Consider the following 19,580-nt stretch of genomic DNA (forward strand, 5'->3'; position numbering starts at 1 on the left):
GACCCCCGCCCGCTTGGAGAAACACCTGTGAACCGCTCCGCCCCCGCGCCGGCCGCCACCGCGCCCCCGGCCGTCGCCCCGCCCCGGGACGGGCTGCTCGGCCGCCTCGGCGTCTGGTCCGTCCACCACTTCAAGACCGTTCTGGTCGGCTGGCTGATCGTCGTGATCGGCCTCGGCGCCTTCGCCCCGAAGGTCACCACCGCGCTCTCCGGCGCGGGCTGGCAGGCCAACGGCTCCGACTCGGTGAAGGTCCGCTCCCTCGCCGAGGAGCACTTCGCGGGCAACGCCTCCTCCGCGATCCAGATCGTGGTGCACGCCGACCGCCCGGTGACCGACCCCGGCGTGCAGCAGGTGGTCGACCGGGCCGGCGCGCTGGCCACCGCCGACAGCCGGATCTCCACCGTCGTCCCGCCGCAGCCCGGCGCGACGATCAGCCAGGACGGCCGCACCGCCGTACTGCTGGCCGGCGCCAACGCCTCGCCGGACGACATGGTGCGCGCCGCCGACGACCTGAAGGAGCCGCTGCGCGAACTGTCCGGCGGCGGCGTGGACGTCACCGCGACCGGCGCGTCCGTGCTGTGGAGCGACTTCAACACCGCCAACCACGACGCGATGATGAAGTCCGAGATCATGTCCTGGCCGGTCACCCTGGCCATCCTGGTGCTGGCGTTCGGCTCGCTGGTCGCCGCCGGACTGCCGCTGCTGCTGACCATGGCCGGACTGGCCGCCTCGGCCGGCTCGCTGGTGCTGATCAGCCACCTGTTCCCGGTCTCCATCTGGGCGATGAACTTCGCCATGATGTTCGCCCTCGCGCTGGGCATCGACTACGCGCTGTTCCTGGTCGTCCGGTTCCGCGCCGCACGCGCCAACGCCGAACGGGGAAGCGACAGTTCACGGGCGGTCGCGGAAACCATGGACACCGCGGGCAAGGCCGTGCTGCTCTCCGGCGCCACCGTGCTGGTCAGCCTGTCCGCCGTGATGCTGGTCCCGTCCCCCGCGTTCCGCTCGATGGCCGGCGGCATCATGCTGGCCGTGCTGTTCGTGCTCGGCGCCACCCTGACCCTGCTGCCCGCCGTGCTCGGCAAGCTGGGCCACCGCGTCGACGCCGTCTCGCTGCCCTGGGCCAAGCGCGAGGAGCAGACCTCGCCGCGGTTCGCCGCCTGGGGCGAGCGCCTGTGGAAGCAGCCGCTGCGCTGGGGCGCGCTCGCCCTGGTCGCCCTGCTGGCGCTGGCCGCGCCGGTGATCGGACTGCGCACCGCGATGCCGTCCATCAACGTGCTGCCCGGCGACGCCAGCGCCCGGGCCGGCTACACCGCCGTCCAGCAGGCGTTCGGCGCCGGCGCCCCCGGCACCCTGCAGATCCTCACCCCCACCGACCAGGCCGCCGCCACCGCGCAGACCGTCGCCGGGACGCCCGGAATCGCCGGCGTCATGCCCGCGATGCCGGCCGCCGACGGCACCGACCTGTCGATGATCCAGGCCGTCCCGTCCGTGGACCCGTCCGACCCGCAGCTCGGCCACACCGTGAACGCGCTGCGCGCCGAACTGCCCGACCACACCCTGGTCGGCGGCGCGGCGGTGGAGAACCTCGACCTGCAGCACCTGCTGACCGAGAAGACCCCGCTGGTCATCGGCGTCGTGATGGCGCTCGGCTTCGTGCTGCTGCTGTTCGCGCTGCGCGCCCCGCTGATCGCGGCGCTCGGCACGGCCGCCAGCCTGCTGTCCACCGGCGCGGCGTTCGGCGTCGCCCGGCTGATCTTCCAGGACGGCCACGGCTCCGGACTGCTGGGCTTCGCCCCGCAGGGCTTCCTGGACGGCTGGGCACCAGTGTTCTTCTTCGCGATGATCTTCGCGATCGCGATGGACTACACCGTCTTCCTGCTGGCCTCCGCCAAGGAGCAGTACGAGCGCACCGGTGACCCGCGCAAGGCGATGGTCGGCGCACTGGCCCACTCCGGCCGGGTGATCTTCGCGGCGGCCGCCGTGATGGTCGCCGTGTTCTTCACCTTCGCCATCTCCGGCCCGCTGCCGCCCAAGGAGATGGGCATCGTGCTCGGCGTCGCCGTCCTGCTGGACGCCGCCCTGGTCCGCCTGGTGCTGCTGCCCGTACTGCTCCGCCTGACCGGCCGCGCCGCCTGGCACACCCCCCGCTGGCTGGACCGCGTCCTCCCCAACATCCCCTTCTCGCACACCTGACACCCCTCCCCGAAAGGACCCACCCCCATGTGCCGTCGCATCACCTGCAAGACCTGCAACAAGCCCTCCTACGCCGGCTGCGGCATGCACGTCGAGCAGGTCCTCGCCGGAATCCCCAAGTCCCAGCGCTGCTCCTGCACCGCGGCCGACAAGGCCGCCTCCGGCTCCTGGCTGAGCCGCATCTTCGGCCGCTGACCCGCACCCTCGGCCACTGAGCCGCCCGAACCGCGCCCCCGCCCACCATCAGGGCGGGGGCGCTCGGCGTTCCCCGAACCCGCGTCGGGCTCGGCGGACCGCTCCCGGGCCCCCTGTTCCCGCTGGTGTCGCGGCAGTTGGCTAGAGTCCGCTGCGACGTGCGCACAGGCGCGGCGAGGCAGGCACTCGACGTGCCGGTGTCCGACCGGGGGTGGACCATCAGAGGGGAACGAACGGCCGTGTCCGAGAAATGTCCGCGGTGTGGAGAGACCGGCAGTACTCTCAGGGCACGCCAGGCGTACGAGGGTGATCCACCCGCGCTCGAGGTCGCCCCGCCGCCCCCACCGCCGGTGGCCGAGACCGCCGCTGCCAAGCCCCGCTGGACCCTCGGCACGCGGATGGCGGCGCTGATCGCCGGCGGTTACCTGGCAGCCGCCCTGGTGGCGGTCCTGGTCGCCTACACCACCGGGCGGAGCCTGGGAGCCATCCTGGCAGGGTTCCCGATACCCGGCATTGGCCTCTTCGTGGTTCTCTACTTCTTCCATGACCGGGTTCCGCCTCCGTCCGCCAAGGACAAGCTGTCGTCCTTTCACCGGGCTGTCTGGACCCGGCGGATGCAGGTGTGGGAGCACGCCTGGTTCTGCTCGGCCTGCCGGGTGGCGTTCTGGCCCGCCGGGGCGTTGAAGGCCGCTTACCCCGCTTCGCCCGCCGTACCGGCGCACGAGTTCCCGCTCACGGTCGCCACGATGGCCGAGAGGGCGTACGGTCCGGCCTGACGACCGGCAAGCCCCTCCCCATGGGGCCATGGGGAGGAAAGCAAGAACCCCGGAGTTCGGCCGAGGTCGGCACACGGAGCTCCTACCGGCGAACCGTCACGCTGCTGCCCACCTCGAAACCCGGAGGAGAAGGCCTACACGGGCGCGGCCTCCGCACTGCCGGCGGTGGCGGCCAGGACGCGTTCGGCCAGGGTGGGGTCGAGGGCGGCGCGGACCAGGGCGTCGGCGAGGCGGTGGAGCTCGGAGGGGTCGATGAGGGTGGCGAGTTCGGTGGGGTCGGTGGGCAGGCCGAGGCGTTCGGCGCCGGTGATGGCGCGGGCGTCGAGGGCGGGGCGGAGGTGGGGCCAGACCGCCTGGGCCTCGCGGCAGAACGCGGCGGCGCCGGCCGGGCCGATGCCGGGGAAACGTTGCAGCAGGGCCCGGGTGCGTTCGGGGCGGCCCTGCGCGGCGGCGGCAAGTTTTCGCAGGTCGCCGCCGTATTCGCCCTGGGCGAGCCGGGCGCATTCGCCGAGCCGGGTGGCGGTGCCGTCGGCGAAGTGCTGGTAACGGCCGGCGATCAGCGCGTCCTTGCGCTGCTGCCAGTCCAGTTCGAGCGTGCCCGCGGGGGTGCCCGCCCCGGCCGCGACCAGGGAGGCCGTGCCGGTGACGGCGATCTCGGCCTGGATGCGGGCCGAGACCAGGTTGCTGAGCATCAGCAGCTGCCACAGTTCGGCGGGCCGGTCGGCGATGTCGATGCCTGCCTGTTCGGCGTAGGTGGTTCCCGCCTCCGCCACCAGTACTGCCACTCGTTGCCGCGCGTCCATACCGGCCTCCCTGAGTCCCTTCGCTGACGAACCGTCAGCCGTCCGGGCCCGACGGTACGCGGCGGGGGCCCCGGGCGGCCCGCAGGCACGCCGCGCGGGGTTCAGCCCAGCAGCGCGGCGACCTCGGTGAGTGTGCGCACCCGGGGGACGGTCGCGTCCGCGCCGGTGGGTTCGCGCTCCAGCCAGATGCCGAGCAGTCCGGCCTCGGTGGCGGCCTGCGCGTCCACGTCCAGCCGGTCGCCGACGTACGCGGCGCGCTCGGGGGCGACGCCGAGGGCGCGGCAGGCCAGGTGGAAGATCGCCGGGGCGGGTTTGGCGCAGCCCGCGTCGCCGGAGGCGGTGGTGTGCGCGGCCAGGGTGCCGAGGCCGACGGCGTGCAGCTTGCTGCGCTGCATGTCGCCCTCGCCGTTGGTGATCACGCCCAGCTGCCGTCCGGCCCCCAACTCGCGGATCGCGCGCGGCACTTCGGGAAACGCCCGCCAGGACCTCCGGTACCGGCGGAGATATCCGGCGAACCAGGCGTCGGCCCGTTCGTCCGACCACTCGCCCAGCCCGAGGTACCGGGCCAGGCCGAGCGCCCGGTGCCGGCGCTGCTGCTGCACCGTCAACTCGCCTGCCAGGTACCGGTCGTACTCGCGGTGTTCCAGCTCGCGCCAGAACCGCAGCAACCCGTCCCGGTCCAGTGGCTGTCCGGCGAGTTCGGCGACGGCGCCGGCCAGTACGGCGGCCTCGGCCGCGCCGTCGTGGTCCATCAAGGTCCCGTCGAGGTCGAACAGCACCGCCTCGATGCGCATCCGCCCCTCCTTCGCCGCCGCCCCACCTGCGCCGTCAGCCTGTTCGGCCGCCCGACGGGCCCTCACCAGGGGCCTGCCGGGAGGGGCCCCTGGTCTGGAGCCGGCCCTCCAGTTCCATGACCGTGGCCCGCAGGGAGGTGGACCAGCGTGCGCCGTTGTAGTGGGACGGGTGCGCCTCGACCTCGGCGGAGACGGCCAGTTGGCCGCTGCCGGACGGGACGACGCGGATGGCGGCGACCTCGTCCCCGGAGACGGCGAAGTGCAGGTGCAGGACGCCTTCCTCGGCGCGGGCCACCCAGCGCGCCGCCCGGTAGCCGGCCCGGTAGCGGTTCCACTGCTCCTCGGGGAAGTACATCCGGTCCGGAACGGAACAGGGCCGGGGCAGCCGCATCCGGGTGAGGTGCGGCAGCGGCGCGGGGATGCTGCCGGGGACGGTGAACGCCCAGGTGGGCAGCGGTTCGCGGGCGTCCAGCCAGGCGGCGGGGATGCCCGCCGTGCCGGTGCGGGCGGCGACCACGCCGCCGGTGATCGCGGCGACGGTGTCCATGTCGCCGCCGGCGCCGATCGCCGACCGGACGGCCGTCGGATAGTCGTCGAGCCACCGGGCGGCGCACCAGAGCGCGAACGGGACGGTGTCGAGGGCGCTGGTGCGGCTGCCGTTGCCGAGCACGGCCGCGACCTCGCGGGCGTCGCTGCGGTCGAGCAGCCGCTCGGCCTGGTGCAGGCCGTCGCGGACCGGCCCGTACGGGGTGAGGGCGGCGACGGCGCGCAGGAAGGGCTCGGGGCGGAGCGGCTCGGTGCGGCCGCGCACCGCGTGGGCGGCCGCGACGGCCACCGCGATCGTGCCGTCCACCGCGTCCGGGTGGGTGTGGGTGATCACCGCGGTGTCGGCGGCGATCCGGACCACGGCAGCCGGGTCCTCGGCGTGGGCGGCGCCGAGCGGGGCCACCCGCATGGCCGCGCCGTTGCCGAACGAGCCCTGGCCGTCGAAGAGTTCGGCGGCCAGCCGGCGGGCGTCGCCGCCCTCCCGGATCAGCCGCAGCAGGCGGTTCGCGGCGGGTCCGTAGCCCCGGTCGAAGTCGTGGCGGTGCGCAAAGGAATGGGTGAGGTCGTAGCTGTCGATGGCACCGCGTTCGGTCTGCGCGGCGTACACGGAGCAGGCCATCTCGGTGTCATCGGTCCACGGCCAGGGGCCGGACGGGACGGTGCCGGCGGCGAAGTGGGCGCGGGCGGTTTCGGGGACGAAGAACTGGGCGCCGAGGGCGTCACCGACGGACAGGCCCTGGAGCGCGTCGAACGCGGGGCCGGTGTGCGGGGCAGGGGCAGGGGTGGTCATATGGCTCCCACCGAAGCGCCCGGGGTGCCCGTTCGTCAAGCCCGCACCGGCAGGCGGTAATTCGTTTGCGGCGCCGGGTGGACCGGCCGAGAATCCGCTGCCATGGGTGTCCTTTCCGAGCAGCAGGTCGAGGCTTTCGTCGCGGACGGCTTCGTCCGCCTGGAGGGCGCGTTCTCGCCCGAACTGGCCGCCGAATGCCGGGAGTTCCTGTGGCGGGAGATGGGCCTCGACCCGGACGACCCGACGGGCTGGACGCAGCCGGTGGTGCGCCTGGAAGGGTACGCGCAGGAGCCGTTCCGGCGGGCGGCAACCTCCGAGCGGCTGCACGGCGCGTTCGACCAGCTGGTCGGCGAGGGCCGTTGGACGCCGCAGCCGTGGCTGGGCGGCTTCCCGATCCGCTTCCCGCACCCGGACGACCCGGGCGACGCCGGCTGGCACATGGACGCGAGCTTCACCCCGGACGGCGAACAGGGCCACTGGCTCAACCTGGTCTCGCGCGGCCGGTCACTGCTGATGCTGTTCCTGCTGTCCGACGTGGACGAGGCGAACGCGCCCACCCGGATCAAGGTCGGCTCGCACCTGGACCTGCCGCGCCTGCTGGAACCCGCCGGGGACAAGGGCGTGGAGATGTTCGCGTTCTGCGCCGAACTCGACCGGGCCGGACTGCTGGACCACCCCGGGCGAAGGACCGCCCTCGCCACCGGGCGGGCGGGGGACGTGTACCTGTGCCACCCGTTCCTGATCCACGCCGCGCAGCCGCACCACGGCACCGAGCCGCGCTTCCTCGCCCAGCCGGCGCTGCTGTCCACCGCCGACCTGGTGCTGGAGCGTGCGGACGGGGCGTACTCGCCGGTGGAACGCGCCGTCCGCCTCGGGCTGCGCCGCTGAAGCGCTGCTCGCTCCGCCGTTCGCGCTCAGGTGCCACAACTGCCGCCGGACGACACCCTCCTACGTGAGGTCGCAGCACACGTCCGCACTGGCACGGCCCGCCGCACGCCGTGCCGCCCGGCTGCGATGATCGGTGGACCGTATGGACGGACTCGGGGAGGCGGAGCCGGTGATCGGTGTGGTGCTGGTGGTCGTGCTGCTGCTCGTGGTGGGCGGCTGCGGGTGCGTGGTGTGGGCGGAGCGTGGTGGGCCGGGCTGGGTCCGCGTGGTGGCGCGGGCGACGCTCGGCGCCGGCGAGATGGTCCGGCGGGCCGAGCGTCGGCGCCGCATCCAGGGGCGCCGCAACAATGACTCCGGGGGCGGGGACTGACAGCGCGTCAGTACGGCGCGCCTGCGGAATGGCAGTGCGTCAGTCCGGGCCGGAATGGCACCGCGTCAGCCTGCCAGGCCCAGCGGGTCGGGGGCCTCGGTGAGCAGGTGGGGGCCGTTCTCGGTGACGCGGTTGACGGCCGTGGGCACCGCCCGGACCAGGATGTCGCCGTCGGCCGGGTGGTGCAGCAGGTGGTGCAGGTCGGCCCGGTCGCTGTGCGCCGGGTCGAGCCAACTGTCCACGTCCTGCCGGGTGATGGTGAGCGGCATCCGGTCGTGCACCCGCCCCGCGCTGTCGGTGGCGTCGGTGGTCAGGATGGTCGCCGTCGCCAGCCACGCCGCCGGGTCGTCCTCCGGCAGGCTCGCGTCCCGCCAGAACTCGTACAGGCCGGCCATCAGCATCAGTTCGCCGGTGCTCAGGTAGTACGGCTGCTTGTACGCCTTACGGCCGTCCCCGGCCGGGACGGGACGCCACTCGTAGTAGCCGTCGGCGGGGATCACGCAGCGCCGGGCGGCGAACGCCTTGCGGAACGACGGCTTCTGGTCGACGGTCTCCGAGCGGGCGTTGATCAGCCGGGCCGCGCCGGAGCGATCCTTCGCCCAGGACGGGACCAAACCCCAACGCAGGGTGCGCAGTTGGCGCACCACTTCGCCGGTGTCGCGGTCCACCCGCTCCAGCACGGCCGCAATCGGATCGGTCGGCGCCACGTTCCAGCTCGGCGCGAGCGCCTCGGTGGGGTTCCAGCGCGCGACATCGAGCAGGGCGACCAAGTCACCGGGCTCGGTGGTGGAGACGAAGCGACCGCACATGCGACCTACCCTGCCACCGAATCCCGGCAACCGCACGCACTCCACGCAATCCCGGACCGCCGAGGAGCCTCAGGCGTAGAAGTTCCGGTCCCAGCGGTGCCCGGCCAGCACCTTCAACTCGCCCTCGCCGAGCGGCACTCCGTCACCGACGGCGGCATTGCGCTGCACCTTGCGCACCGAACGCAGGTGATCGGTCCGCGAACTGGCCGGCCCCCCGACGGCCCGTTTACGGAGGTGGCGAGGACGGGCGTGAATCGGGGCTGGCGGGGGCGGCGGGGACCGGGGTGAGGCGGCGGGGCCGGGGTGGGGGTGGGCTGGGGTTTGTCCGCGAACTTTCGAACCCTGGCGGGCCGTTGGTGGGGGTGGTGGGGGGCGGTGTGGGGGCGAATTAGACTCCGGGGCATGACCGTTCCGCTGTCCGCTTTGGGGCCGTACTTTGCCACCGTGACCGGGCCGCCGCCTGGTGGGTTTCGGCCGATGCGGGAACTGTCGGCGACAGGTGGGCCGCTGGCGGGGCGGATTGCCGAGGTCGCGCGGGTGTTGGGTACGGACGAGGTGCGGGTTGCCGCGTCCACCGCGCACCTGGGGCTGGCGGCCCGGGTGTGGTCGGTGGCGCTGGGGGTGGCCGTCACGACCGGGCGGCTGCCCGACCTGGACGGTGCCCGGTTTGCGCTTCCGCCGCAGGGTCCGTTCGACCTGTGGCTGCCGGCGGCGCCCGGGGCGGAGGCAACACCCGCCGCACTGCACGGGCTGGTGATGGGCCGGCATCTGCACCCGCTCGCCGATGCCGTCCGCATCCTGACTCCGCTCGCCGCAGGCCTGTTGGCGGGCAACGCGGCCTCCGCGCTGGTCGGCGCGGCCCGGCAACTCGCCACCGCGGACGCCGCTGCCCTGGCCCGTGCCGTCCTCGCCTTCCCGGACCTCGCCCTCACCGGCACCGCCACGCCGCCGGGCCGCCCGCTCGCCTTCCGCCGTGCCTCCTGCTGCCTCTACTACCGCACCCCCTCGGGCGGCCTGTGCGGCGACTGCGTGTTCACCCGGTCGCCGAAGTCCCGCCGCTGACCAGGGACTTGGGAGGCCGGAGGTCGAGGAGGAGATCCACGGCTCGACCGGCGGCCTCAGGCCACGCAGGCCCTGGGCGGTTGCGTCGGAGGCGGTCCGGCTGCCCGGTTCGGTGCACAGCGCGGGTCCAGGTCCGTCTTGTCCCGGCGGGGGGTTGGCGCACCCCCCCCCGCGGCAGGTTCTTCAGCGGGTGGCGGTCTCCGCGATCAGGGCACCGATGCGATCGACGGCGGTGGACGGGCCCGGGAAGAAGCGGTTCTTGGTCAGGGCGAAGGAGATGCCGGTGGCCGGGTCGGCCCAGGCTGCGCTGCCGCCCATGCCGGGCATGCCGAAGACGGTCGGGGTCTGCTGCGGGTCGGTTCCGGGGCGGCCCAGGTTGTAGCCGAGGGCGCGGGGGGTCGGGAAGCCGACCATGCGGTCGGTCTCGGCGGTGGCGAGGGCGGTGATCTCGCGCAGGCGCGCGTCCGGGACCAGGCGGATGCCGTCCACCTCGGTGAGCAGGGCGGCGTACATCCGGGCCACCGCGCGGGCGGACATCGTGCCGCCCGAGGGGATGTCGGAGGTGAGCACGGTGGGGTTGTTGCCGTAGGCCGCGCTGGGGGTGAGGGCGGGTGGGGTGGCCTTGAAGAGTGGCAGGTCGGCGGGCATCGCGGCGAGCATCTCGGCGGTGCCGGGCGCGTCCACGAGCCGGGCGAGGCGGCCGAGTTCGGGCTCGGGGACGCCGAAGTACAGCTCGTCGGCGATGCCCAGCGGCTCGGCCACCTCCTGCCGGAGCACCTGCGAGATCGGCCGGCCGGTGGCCCGGCGGACCAGCTCGCCGATCACGTAGCCCCAGGTCACCGCGTGGTAGCCGGTGCCGGTGCCGGGCTCCCACCAGGGCTCGGAGTCGGCGATCAGGGCGCACATGGCGTCCCAGTCGGCGAGGTCCCGCACCGTGAGGTCGGCCGGCACGGCCGGGACGCCGAGCGAGTGGGTGAGCGCGTGCCGGACGGTCGCCTTCTCCTTGCCGTGGGCGCCGAACTCCGGCCAGAGCTCGACAATTGGCGTGTCGTACCCGAGCGCGCCGCGCTCCGCCAGGACGTGGACCACGGTCGCCGCCACCCCCTTGCCGGTGGAGGCGCTGAAGAACGGGGTGTCCGAGGTGACCTGGCGGCCGGTGGCCGGATCGGCGATGCCCGCCACCGCGTCCACCACCAGTTCGCCGTTCCGGTACACCGCGACCTGGATGCCCAACTCCTCGCCGGACTCCACCAGTTCGTCGATGGTCTGCTGCACAGGCTGCTGCATGACGGTCGTGCCCTTTCGATCCTCGACTGCGGCGCTCGTGGGCGCCGTTCACCCAACAGTCGGCGCCGCCGACCGGATCTCTACATCACCGGCGGAGAATTTCTGCCGCCGAGTTGCGCGGCGAGGACGGCGGGCGCCTCGGCCAAGGACGGGCCGTACCAGGTGAGATGGCGGCCGCTCAGCAGAGCGTACGGGAGGGTGGGGAACGCCTCGGGGCCGTCGGTGGCGGTGAAGCGGTAGGGCTCGTCGGGGAGGAGGAGCAACTCGGCGCCTGCGCCCAGGAGTTCGGGAAGCGGGACGCGGGGGTACCGGCCCGGGTGACCGGCCGTCACGACGGTGACGCCGAGCCGTCGAAGCAGGTCGGCGGCGAAGGTGTCCGCACCGAGTACCATCCACGGCCGCCGCCAGATCGGCACCACCGCACGCATCGGAACCGCCGGAGGCACCAGGCCGGCCCATGCCCGGCTCGCCGACAACAGCCAGTCAGGATCCGGGAGTTGGCAGGCGTCCACGAGCAGGCGGCGCAGCGAGCGAAGTGCCTGGTCGAGGTCCCGGATCCGGGTGGTCCACACGGCTACCCCGGCCGCGCGCAGGGCGGCTAGGTCGGGGGCCCGGTTCTCCTCCTCGTTGGCGATCACCAGGTCGGGGCGCAGCGCGAGGATCCGTGCCACGTCCGGGTTCTTGGTGCCGCCGATCCGGACCACGTCGAGGTCGGCGGGGCGGGTGCACCAATCGGTGGCACCGACCAGCAGGCCGGGGGCGGCGGTGGCCACGGCCTCGGTGAGCGAGGGGACCAGCGAGACGACCCGGCGCACCGCCCCGAGCCGTACCGGGTCACCCTCGTCGTCCCTCAACTCCCGCTCAGCGTCCATGAATGCCACGCTATCGCGCCCGCAGCTAGCCCCTCCGAGTGCCGGATCAGAGCCGATGGAACGCACACGTACGTTCATCGGCGCACTGCGGGGGCGGACCTTCGGCAGCTGACCTAGCGTGGGGCTCGCCCCGGCGATCCGGGGCGGAATTTCGCAGGTGGGCGCCCCCCTGTCTCCCGAGAACACTCCGTTGTTCCTCAGTGAAAGTGGAAAGACATGGCATTCGGAAAGATGCTCGCCGCCATCGGTACCGCCTCGGCCCTGGCCTTCACGGCTGTCGGCACGGTCAGCTCCGTCGCGTTCGCGGACACCGCTCCCGCGGCCCCGCAGACGAACCAGACCGCCTCCCAGCCCGCGGACCAGCCGGCGAACCTGCCGGTGATCACGCCCGAGAACGCGAGCGCCGAGCAGGTCCAGACCCCGGCGGTGGAGATGGCGAGGCCGTCCAACCTGCCGGCCGTGCACTCCGACGGGACGATCACGAGCATCACGCCGCTGAACCTCGTCTGCGGGAACTTCAACTTCAACGGGCCGTCCTTCACGGAGACCTGTAACGGCCAGCTCTGGCAGCCCTTCGTCGACTGCTCGGACGGCAACCGCTACGTGTCCACCGTCCTGTTCTCCGGCCTGTTCCGCGTGCGCCTGACCTGCCCGGTCGGCGTGGCGGTCGCCGGCGGCGCCTTCGACCTGTCGTAAGTGCCGCTGACGTAGCGGACGGTCCTCCTGGCGCGCGCGAGCGGAGCCGGATGACGCGCGCGGCTGCGGCCACCCTCCGAGTGGACGCGGCCGCGTGCTCGGACCCGGCTTTCGGCCGGGTGCGGGACTCCCGTCCGCCGATCGGCCCGCTCGGCCTCAACTGCGTTGCCTCCGGCGCCCGTTGTGGCGAGCGGTGACTCAGGCCGTCGGCCCTGCCCCACCGGGCACGGTCGGCGGCCTGAGCCGTCTCCGCTGTTGTCAGGAGCCGTTCTTGACCGGCAGCCGGACCACCAGCCGTGCGCCGGGCAGTCGGCCGGGCGGCTCGGCGGCGACGGTGCCGCCGAGGCTGCGGGCGATGGTGCGCACCAGGGCCAGGCCCAGGCCCGCGCCGCCGCTGTGCCGGTCGCGGGCGTCGTCCAGGCGGACGAATCGCTCGAAGACCCGCTCCCGGTCGGCGGCGGGGATGCCCGGGCCGTCGTCCTCGACGGTGAGCCGCGCCCAGCCGTCCGCGACCGTGAGCGTGACGGCGACCCGGCCGTGCGCGTGCCGGGCGGCGTTGTCCAGCAGGTTGCGCACCAGGCGGGCCGGCCGCACCTCGCGGCCCGGCAGCACCGCCTCGTCGAGCTCGCTCTCGTAGGTCAACTCCCGTCCGCCGTACTGCCGTTCGGCGAGCTGCTCGGCGATCAGGTCGTGCAGGTCCACGGTGCCCTCGGCGCGGTCGGTGTCCCGTTCGGCGCGGGCCAGCAGCAGGAGGTCGTCGGCCAGGTCCTGGAGGCGTTCGGTGTCGGTGAGCGCGCCGCGCACCACCGCCGGCCAGTCGGCGGCGGCCGGGTGGGCGAGCGGCACTTCCAGTGAGCTGCGCAGGGTGGCGAGCGGGCTGCGCAGTTCGTGCGAGGCGTCGGCGACCAGGCGGCGCTGTTCGTCCAGGGCGTGCTGGAGCCGGTCCAGGGTGTCGTTGGTGGTGCGGGCCAGCCGGTGGATGCCGTCCCGGGCGCGCGGCACGGGGACGCGCTCGTGGAAGGCGCCGCCCCGCACCACGGCCATCTGGCGGCGGATCGACTCGACCGGGCGCAGCGCGAGACCGGTGGCGAGCCAGGCGATCAGTGCGACGAACAGCGAGGCGAGGGGGGCGATGAGGACGAGCAGGTGCCCGGTGACGACGGCGGTGGTCTGGTCCGCGATGGTCGGGTCGATCAGGACGTAGACGGTGAGCCGCTGCTCGGGCATCTCCGGGCCGGGACGGCGCCCGTCCGGGACCATCAGGGCGAGTCGGGCGCTGGTCACCGGTTCGGTGAGCACGCGCAGGAAGTGGTAGGTGCGGGGCTCGGGCGAGGCCAGCCGGTAGTAGGGGGAGATGCCGGCCGGATAGCGAATGGCGACGGTCTCGACGTTCTCGACGGTCTCGAAGGGCAGCACGGGTGGCAGGGCGACGCCGATCTCGGGCTTCGCGACCCGCAGGGGCGTCAGGCGCAACGCGGGATCGTCCTCGCGGTGATCCGTGAGCTGGCTTCCGGTCAGCCACTCCCCCTCCTCGGTGACTACCACGAACGGTTGACCGCCCAGAACCTCACCGTCGGCGCCGTCCCGGATCCTCGCCTCGATGTTCTGCATGGCGTTCAGGGCCTTGATCTCGGCCTCGCGGTAGAGCAGCGCGTGGACGGCGCCGCCGACCAGCGGCGAGGCGACCGCGAACGCCAGCGCGGAGGCGACCAGCGCGGCCACGGCGGCCCGGGCGCGGACACCGAGGGCGGGCCACCACCGCCACCGGCGCCGGCGGTCAGCCGACATCGGCGGGCGACGGGGTGAGCCGGTAGCCGATGCCGCGGACGGTGTCGATCCGGGCGTGCGCGCCGGCCCGGTGGAGTTTGCGGCGCAGCGCGGCGATGTACACCTCGACGATGTTCAGGTCGCCGCGGACCGCCGAGTACGCGGCGTCCCAGACGGCGTCCAAAATGTCGGTCTTCGGCACGGCCTGGTCGGGGCGGCGCAGCAGGCACTCCAGGACGCCGAACTCCTTTGCGGTGAGCCGGAGTTCGGCGTCGGCGACGGTGCAGCGGCGGGCCGCCGGGTCGATCCGCAGGTCGGCGACGGCCAGGGCGGCGGGCCGGCCTGCCGCGCCGCGGCGCAGCAGGGCGCGCAGCCGGGCGGTGAGCACCACGTAGGAGAACGGTTTGGCGAGGAAGTCGTCGGCGCCGCAGTCCAGCGCCTCGGCCTCGTCGTATTCGCCGTTCTTCGCGGTCAGCATCAGTATCGGCACGGAGTTTTCCTCGGCCCGCAGTCTGCGGCAGATCCGGAAGCCGTTCAGGCCGGGCAGCATCAGGTCGAGCACCAGCAGGTCGTACCTGCCGGAACGGGCCAGCGCCAGACCCGCCGGGCCGTCGGTGGCCACGTCCACCGCGTAGCCCTCGGCCCGCAGGCCCTGGCTGAGCGACTGGGCCAGCCTTTCCTCGTCCTCGACCATGAGTAGGCGCACGGGGCAAGCGTAGGTCAATTCGCCGGGGCGAAAAGGCCGTTGACCGATGTGCCGGTTTTCTCCCGGCTGAAGAAATCCTCAGCTTCTTTCAGAATCGGCTCAGCGGGGTTTTCCTAGCGTCGGTCGGGTGCGAATACCTTTCCGGGTCCGTCCCTGTTTGCTGCCGGTGGTGCCGGTGGTGCTGTTCCAGTTGGCGCTGTCGGTGCCGAGGCACTGGCGGATGCAGACCAGCGGCTTCGACCTCGGCATCTTCGAGGAGGCGGTGCGCGGTTACGCGTATCTTGAGCGGCCGGTGGTCACGCTGAAGGGCGCCGGGTTTGTGCAGTTGGGCGACCACTTCAGCCCCGCGCTGGCGGTGCTGGCCCCGTTCTACCGGCTCTGGCCGGCCCCGGAGACGCTGCTGGTGGCGCAGTCGCTGCTGTTCGCGCTGTCGGTGGTGCCCGTCACCGGGCTGGCCGTGCAGTGGCTGGGCCGGGCCCGGGGCGTGGCGGCCGGGCTGGCGTACGGGCTGTCCTGGGGGCTGTGGCAGGCCTCGGTGTTCGACTTCCACGAGATCGCGCTGGCCGTCCCGCTGGTGGCGTGCGCGACGGTCGCGCTGGCCCGCGGGCGGTGGCGGGCGGCAGTGTGCTGGGCGCTGCCGCTGCTGCTGGTGAAGGAGGACCAGAGTCTGCTGCTGGCCGGTGTCGGCGGCTACGTCCTGCTGGTCGGGCGCCGCCGGGGGCTCGGCGCGGCGGGCCTGGCGGCGGCCGTCCTCGGCACGCTGCTCACGGTGCTGGTGCTGATCCCCGCCGCCAATCCGATCGGCACCTACGCGTACGGGGCGACGGCCGCGCCCGACGACGGGGATCCGCTGAGCCGGCTGCTGCTGCCCGTCGACAAGTGGTGGACGGTCGGGGCGATCGTTGCCCCGACCCTGCTGCTGGCGCTGCGCTCGCCGCTCGCCCTGCTGATGGTGCTGCCGTTGGCGGCGCGCTTCTGGTCGGCCAACCCCGCGTACTGGAGCACCGGTTGGCACTACAACGCGGTGCTGATGCCCATCGTCTTCGTCGCCGCGATCGACGGCCTGCGCCGCTTGCCCCGGCGTCCGTCGCTGCGGGTCGCGCCCGCCGCGATGCTCGCCGTCGCGCTGCTGGCCGCCCCGGTACCCGACCTGTCCGGGCCCGGCCCCGACATCCTGACCGCCCGCCAGGTCCTCGCCACCGTCCCCGACGGCGCACGGGTCGCCGCCGCGAACCGGCTCGCCCCGCAACTCACCTCCCGCTGCACCGTCTCCCTGTTCCCCTTCCTCACCTTCCCCGACGGCACCGGCTCCACCGGCCTCTCCCCCGACGACCGCTCCCCCCTCTTCCGCCCCGTCGCCGAATGGGCCGCCACCCTCGACACCCCCGACGGCTTCCCCGCCCCCGCCCCCGCCGACCTCACCGCCCAAGCCGCTCTCCCCACCGCCGGCTACCGCCCGGTCGCCCACGGCGCGGGCATCACCATCTGGCACTGGGAACCGGGGCATTGACGGGCAAGGGCCACGACGAGGAGGGTGCCCGTCGGCGCCGGCGGAAGGCGGCACCCGACACTGAATGCCGTGGAAGGCACCCGCCGGCGCGGGGCGCGGCCACCGGAGTTGAGGTGCGAGGATGGTGGCATGGCCGAGTTCCGTGTTCCCGAACGCCACGCGCAGCTGTTGGAGTACGCGCAGAGTCTGACACCTCCCGCGGGCTGGAAGGTTGAAGTGTCAGGCGACGAGATCATCATGATGGCCGGGCCCTCGGTGATCCACCAGCGAAATCTGTTCATCGTCCGGGAGCAGTTCGATGTTCGGCGGCCGGCCGGGCTGATGCCCAGCGAGAACACCGATCTGGCCTCGCCGAACGTCGGCAAGCTCCGCAACCCCGACCTGACGTACATCCCGGTGTCGGTGGTGGAGCTCGGCGGCAACGAGGTCCCGGCCGATCTCGCCGCAATCGCTGTCGAGGTCGTCTCGGTGTCGAATCCCGAGAACGACCTGGTCGGCAAGGTCCGTGACTATCCGTTGATGGATATCCCTCTCTACCTGGTGATCGATCCACGCGAAGGGACGGTCGTCCTGTTCTCGGACCCGTCCGGTGGGGCGTACCGCCAGCGGTGGACCGGGGAATTCGGCGATGTCGTCCCGATCCCGGCGCCGTTCGACTTCGGCCTGGTCACCGCCGACCTGGTCCGTTACTGAAGGCAACCGGGGCCGCCAGGTTCCGTAGGTGCGGGCCGCAGGCCAGGCAGCCGCCCGGCGTTCTCCCGGCCCGTCAACCCCGCTTCGGCGGACAGCTGTTGGGGCACCTGGCCGAGCAGGCGGCGCACTGCGACGGGGTTGGGCTGCGGTCGGCGGGCCGGCCTCCCCGGAAGGGGCCGGCCCGGTGCTGGTCAGCAGTCCTTGAAGGCGGTGCAGACCGGCTTGGCGAGTGCGCTCAGCACTGCGGTGTCGGCGGGCGCGGACCAGGCGGTCTTCGGGTGCGCGCCCTTGGCGGTCTGTGCGTGCAGGGTGAGTTCGACCAGCGCGCCGCCGGAGGTGGTCAGGTACTCGTGCACCTGTACGGTGCCGCCGTCGGATTGCGGCACCGTCACGGTCGCCACCAGGTACTCACTGTCGTCCCCGGTGATCTCGGCCTTGGCCCCGGGCACGGTGGTGGCGCAGTTCTTCACCTCGTCCTTGACGGCGCCGAGCAGGCCGAACGCGGACTGCGCGGCCACGCTGCTCTTCGAGGCGTCGCCGAAGCTGACGATGCTCTGGTCGGCCTTCCAGTCGCCCGAGGCGCCGCCCAGCGAGGCGGTGTCCACGCCGGGGACGGTGTCCGTCCAGTCGTCGGAGCGCTTGCCGTGGCAGAGCTGCTCGATCTGGAACTGCCCCTTGGCGCCCAGGCTCTTCGCCGAGGTCGCGGGCGCCGTCCAGTGCAGCGCCGCGTTCAGCGGCACCTGCTGCGGGGCGATCCAGGCCGCCGCCGGCACCGTCGAGGACTTCCCGCCACCTGCGGACGGCGCCGCGCCCGGGTCGGACTTCGGGCTCCCGGACGCCGTGCTGCCGGCGGACGGCGTCCCACTGGCGGCGGGCGGCGCGGCGGCCGTCTTCCCGGCGTCGCCCCCGCCCGAGCCCTCGGGGTCGCAGGCGGTCAGGGCGGCGATGGCGGTCAGGCAGGCCACCGCGGTGGCGGCGAGGCGGAGCGGGCGCACGTGGATCCCCGGATTCGAGAAGAAGGGTGGACGGTGGACGGCCCAGGGCCTGTCTTCAGGCCCGCGCCGCAGCCGCGTCGTGGGGCAGGCGGGGGTTTGCCGACAGGCCCTGGGCCCGCGCGCCGCCGCCCCCGGCCGGTGAACCGGCGGGCGGCGGCGCGCGGCTCGCGGACGGTCAGTAGCCGCGGGCCGGACGGTGCGGGTCGGCCTGCTGCACCTTGGACGCCAGGTCGTGGCCGTCCGGCGAGACGTGGTACCGGTCGCGGATGTAGTTCATCGAGGCCGCCACGTTCGCCACCGGGTCGTAGATGTCGGTGGAGGTGCCCTTGACGTGGTACGCCGCGAAGGTGGACGGGATGGTCTGCCAGCCGCCGCGCGAGCTGTTCAGCGGCGCGCCGTCGGCCTGCTTCGCGCCGTGCGCGTTGCTGTCCCACAGGTTGACCTGCGAGCCGGCCGCGTTGTACGTGGACTCGCGGTTGGCGATGGTCAGCATGCCCTTGGTCCACGCCTCGCGGGCCGCCGGGTCGGTCACGCCCATCGCGTCCAGCGCCTGCGCGATGTACTCGCGGCAGGCGGCCTCGCCGCTCTTGAACTTGCCCTTGCCGCCGTACGTGACCTCGCTGGTCTTGATCGCTCCGGCATGCGAGATCTCGATCTTCGGGTCGTTGCCGTGGCCGCTGCCCCCGTGGTCGCTGCCGCCGTGGTCGCCGCCGCCGCCGTGGCCGCCCTTGTTCGGGCTCTTCGGCATCGGCGTGCTGGGCTTCTTCTGCGCGGGCTTGGTGGTCGGCTTGTGGTCGCCGCCACCCTGGCCCGGGCTCTTCGGCTGGGGCTTGGTGGAGCCGGGCTTGCTGACACCCTCGTGGGCGCGCTTCTCGGCCTCCTGGTACCGCTTGATCACGGTGCCGATCTTCTTGGTGTCCTCGGCGAGCTCCTTGGTGAGCTTCGCCTTGGTCGCCTCCAGCGCCGCGACCTGCTCGTTGATCGCGTTCACCTGCTGGCGGACCTGCGAGACCACCTCGGCGAAACCGAAGATGTTGCCGAGCGCACCGGCGGCCAGGTCGGTGCCCACCGCCTTCATCATCACGCCCTGGATGCGGCCGGTCTGCTGGGTCATCTCGTTCATCCGCTGCTGGATCGCCGCGAAGTCCCGCTGGATCTTCGCGAGCTCGTCCAGCTTGACGCCGAAACCTGCTGTCATGTTGTGTCTGCTCCCCCGTCGGACCTGACGCCAGTTCAGTTGTTTATCCCACCACAAGGCGTCTCGCGGCAATCACCGGGCCCCATCGGGTGCGCGGTTACCCCTGGGGCGCGGCCGGCAAACCCGCTGCCGGGGCTTTCGCCGAGATGCCGGGGTGCGCCCGGCGCGCGATCATGGAGTCGTGGACCGTCCGCCTGCGGTCCGCCTCCGACCGCACCACCGCGACTCACTGCCGAGAGTCGCAGCCGACCGGCCGGCGTCCTACCGGAAAGGCTGGGATTCGATGTTCCAACTCCTCTGGATTCTGCTGATCGGCTTCGTGCTGGGCGTGCTGGCCAAGCTGATCCTGCGTGGGCCGCAGTCCATCCCGTGGTGGCTGACCATGCTGCTCGGCGCGGCCGGCGCCTGGCTGGGCAACGCGGTGGCCGGCTGGATCGGCGTCCGCAACACCTCCGGCATCGACTGGATCCGGCACCTGCTCCAGCTCGGCTTCGCCGTCGCCCTGGTCGCCTTGGTCTCGCCCGCCTGGACCAAGTCCCACCCCAGCAGATGAAACGCACCGGCCCTGCCGGTCGCCCTCGCCACCGCCCGCCGAGCGCTGCGCTCGGCGGGTGGTGGCGTGTTTCG

Annotated in this window: 20 protein-coding genes; 10 read left to right on the forward strand and 10 right to left on the reverse strand. The window is 73.2% G+C overall.

Translation table 11 applies throughout. The features are described from left to right. The first annotated feature begins 27 nt into the window (after positions 1-27). The 3 genes from ACFV18_RS20615 to ACFV18_RS20625 all read left to right on the forward strand — a co-directional run bounded on the left by ACFV18_RS20615 (position 28) and on the right by ACFV18_RS20625 (position 3,167). Entirely contained in the window at positions 28-2,196 is a 2,169-nt protein-coding gene (locus ACFV18_RS20615) for an MMPL family transporter (RefSeq protein ID WP_380485191.1), read from the forward strand. A 27-nt stretch (positions 2,197-2,223) separates the two neighbouring features. Continuing rightward, complete coding sequence (locus tag ACFV18_RS20620; RefSeq protein ID WP_380485193.1) at positions 2,224-2,391, forward strand: hypothetical protein; 168 nt, start codon at positions 2,224-2,226, stop codon at positions 2,389-2,391. A gap of 350 nt (positions 2,392-2,741) precedes the next feature. Beyond that, complete coding sequence (locus ACFV18_RS20625) at positions 2,742-3,167, forward strand: hypothetical protein (RefSeq protein WP_380485194.1); 426 nt, start codon at positions 2,742-2,744, stop codon at positions 3,165-3,167. A 134-nt stretch (positions 3,168-3,301) separates the two neighbouring features. On the opposite strand, the gene ACFV18_RS20630 is transcribed toward ACFV18_RS20625, so the two are convergent. From ACFV18_RS20630 to ACFV18_RS20640, 3 genes are all read right to left on the reverse strand, one after another. Continuing rightward, entirely contained in the window at positions 3,302-3,970 is a 669-nt protein-coding gene (locus ACFV18_RS20630) for an endonuclease (RefSeq protein ID WP_380485195.1), read from the reverse strand. A 101-nt stretch (positions 3,971-4,071) separates the two neighbouring features. Next, positions 4,072-4,764 carry an HAD family hydrolase gene (locus tag ACFV18_RS20635; RefSeq protein WP_380485197.1) on the reverse strand — a complete coding sequence of 231 codons (693 nt, stop codon included), beginning with the start codon at positions 4,762-4,764 and terminating at the stop codon, positions 4,072-4,074. Positions 4,765-4,798: 34 nt separating this feature from the next. Continuing rightward, entirely contained in the window at positions 4,799-6,100 is a 1,302-nt protein-coding gene (locus ACFV18_RS20640; protein WP_380485199.1) for an ADP-ribosylglycohydrolase family protein, read from the reverse strand. Between the two features lie 102 nt (positions 6,101-6,202). On the opposite strand from ACFV18_RS20640, the gene ACFV18_RS20645 reads away from it, so the two are divergent. Further along, positions 6,203-6,988, forward strand: a complete 786-nt coding sequence (locus ACFV18_RS20645) for a phytanoyl-CoA dioxygenase family protein (protein WP_380485200.1) — start codon at positions 6,203-6,205, stop codon at positions 6,986-6,988. A gap of 142 nt (positions 6,989-7,130) precedes the next feature. Further along, a complete protein-coding gene (locus ACFV18_RS20650; RefSeq protein ID WP_380485202.1) occupies positions 7,131-7,358 on the forward strand; it encodes a hypothetical protein in 228 nt (75 codons plus the stop codon). A 65-nt stretch (positions 7,359-7,423) separates the two neighbouring features. Here ACFV18_RS20650 and ACFV18_RS20655 read toward each other — a convergent pair whose 3' ends face one another. Next, complete coding sequence (locus ACFV18_RS20655) at positions 7,424-8,167, reverse strand: SOS response-associated peptidase (RefSeq protein WP_380485204.1); 744 nt, start codon at positions 8,165-8,167, stop codon at positions 7,424-7,426. A 477-nt stretch (positions 8,168-8,644) separates the two neighbouring features. Here ACFV18_RS20655 and ACFV18_RS20660 point away from each other — a divergent pair, with 477 nt between their 5' ends. Beyond that, positions 8,645-9,229 (forward strand): (2Fe-2S)-binding protein, encoded by a 585-nt coding sequence (locus tag ACFV18_RS20660; protein ID WP_380485206.1) that lies wholly within the window; start codon positions 8,645-8,647, stop codon positions 9,227-9,229. A gap of 183 nt (positions 9,230-9,412) precedes the next feature. Here the strand turns inward: ACFV18_RS20660 and ACFV18_RS20665 are convergent, their stop codons facing one another. Both ACFV18_RS20665 and ACFV18_RS20670 read right to left on the reverse strand, forming a co-directional pair. Then, positions 9,413-10,516: a serine hydrolase domain-containing protein gene (locus ACFV18_RS20665; RefSeq protein ID WP_380485208.1), complete on the reverse strand. Its 1,104-nt coding sequence runs from the start codon at positions 10,514-10,516 to the stop codon at positions 9,413-9,415. A gap of 80 nt (positions 10,517-10,596) precedes the next feature. Next, complete coding sequence (locus ACFV18_RS20670; protein WP_380485210.1) at positions 10,597-11,388, reverse strand: helical backbone metal receptor; 792 nt, start codon at positions 11,386-11,388, stop codon at positions 10,597-10,599. Between the two features lie 216 nt (positions 11,389-11,604). Between ACFV18_RS20670 and ACFV18_RS20675 the strand changes: the two genes are divergently transcribed. Further along, entirely contained in the window at positions 11,605-12,084 is a 480-nt protein-coding gene (locus ACFV18_RS20675; RefSeq protein ID WP_380485212.1) for a hypothetical protein, read from the forward strand. Positions 12,085-12,342: 258 nt separating this feature from the next. Here ACFV18_RS20675 and ACFV18_RS20680 read toward each other — a convergent pair whose 3' ends face one another. Continuing rightward, the gene (locus ACFV18_RS20680) at positions 12,343-13,872 is read right to left on the reverse strand and encodes a sensor histidine kinase (RefSeq protein WP_380485214.1); all 1,530 of its coding nucleotides are present in this window, start codon (positions 13,870-13,872) and stop codon (positions 12,343-12,345) included. Further along, on the reverse strand, positions 13,862-14,557 hold the full coding sequence (locus ACFV18_RS20685) for a response regulator transcription factor (protein ID WP_380485216.1): 696 nt from the start codon (positions 14,555-14,557) through the stop codon (positions 13,862-13,864). Before ACFV18_RS20685 ends, ACFV18_RS20680 begins: the two co-directional genes overlap by 11 nt. A gap of 127 nt (positions 14,558-14,684) precedes the next feature. On the opposite strand from ACFV18_RS20685, the gene ACFV18_RS20690 reads away from it, so the two are divergent. After that, positions 14,685-16,067, forward strand: coding sequence for a DUF2079 domain-containing protein (locus ACFV18_RS20690; RefSeq protein WP_380485218.1), 1,383 nt, complete (start codon positions 14,685-14,687; stop codon positions 16,065-16,067). Between the two features lie 24 nt (positions 16,068-16,091). Continuing rightward, a complete protein-coding gene (locus ACFV18_RS20695) occupies positions 16,092-16,760 on the forward strand; it encodes a Uma2 family endonuclease (RefSeq protein ID WP_380485220.1) in 669 nt (222 codons plus the stop codon). A gap of 191 nt (positions 16,761-16,951) precedes the next feature. Here the strand turns inward: ACFV18_RS20695 and ACFV18_RS20700 are convergent, their stop codons facing one another. Then, a complete protein-coding gene (locus ACFV18_RS20700; protein ID WP_380485222.1) occupies positions 16,952-17,755 on the reverse strand; it encodes a hypothetical protein in 804 nt (267 codons plus the stop codon). A 175-nt stretch (positions 17,756-17,930) separates the two neighbouring features. After that, on the reverse strand, positions 17,931-18,953 hold the full coding sequence (locus ACFV18_RS20705) for a transglycosylase SLT domain-containing protein (protein WP_380485224.1): 1,023 nt from the start codon (positions 18,951-18,953) through the stop codon (positions 17,931-17,933). A 283-nt stretch (positions 18,954-19,236) separates the two neighbouring features. On the opposite strand from ACFV18_RS20705, the gene ACFV18_RS20710 reads away from it, so the two are divergent. Next, entirely contained in the window at positions 19,237-19,506 is a 270-nt protein-coding gene (locus tag ACFV18_RS20710; protein ID WP_380485226.1) for a GlsB/YeaQ/YmgE family stress response membrane protein, read from the forward strand. The last annotated feature ends 74 nt before the right edge of the window (positions 19,507-19,580 follow it).

Origin of the sequence: Kitasatospora sp. NPDC059673, assembly GCF_042734215.1 — a bacterium.
Classification (GTDB): domain Bacteria; phylum Actinomycetota; class Actinomycetes; order Streptomycetales; family Streptomycetaceae; genus Kitasatospora.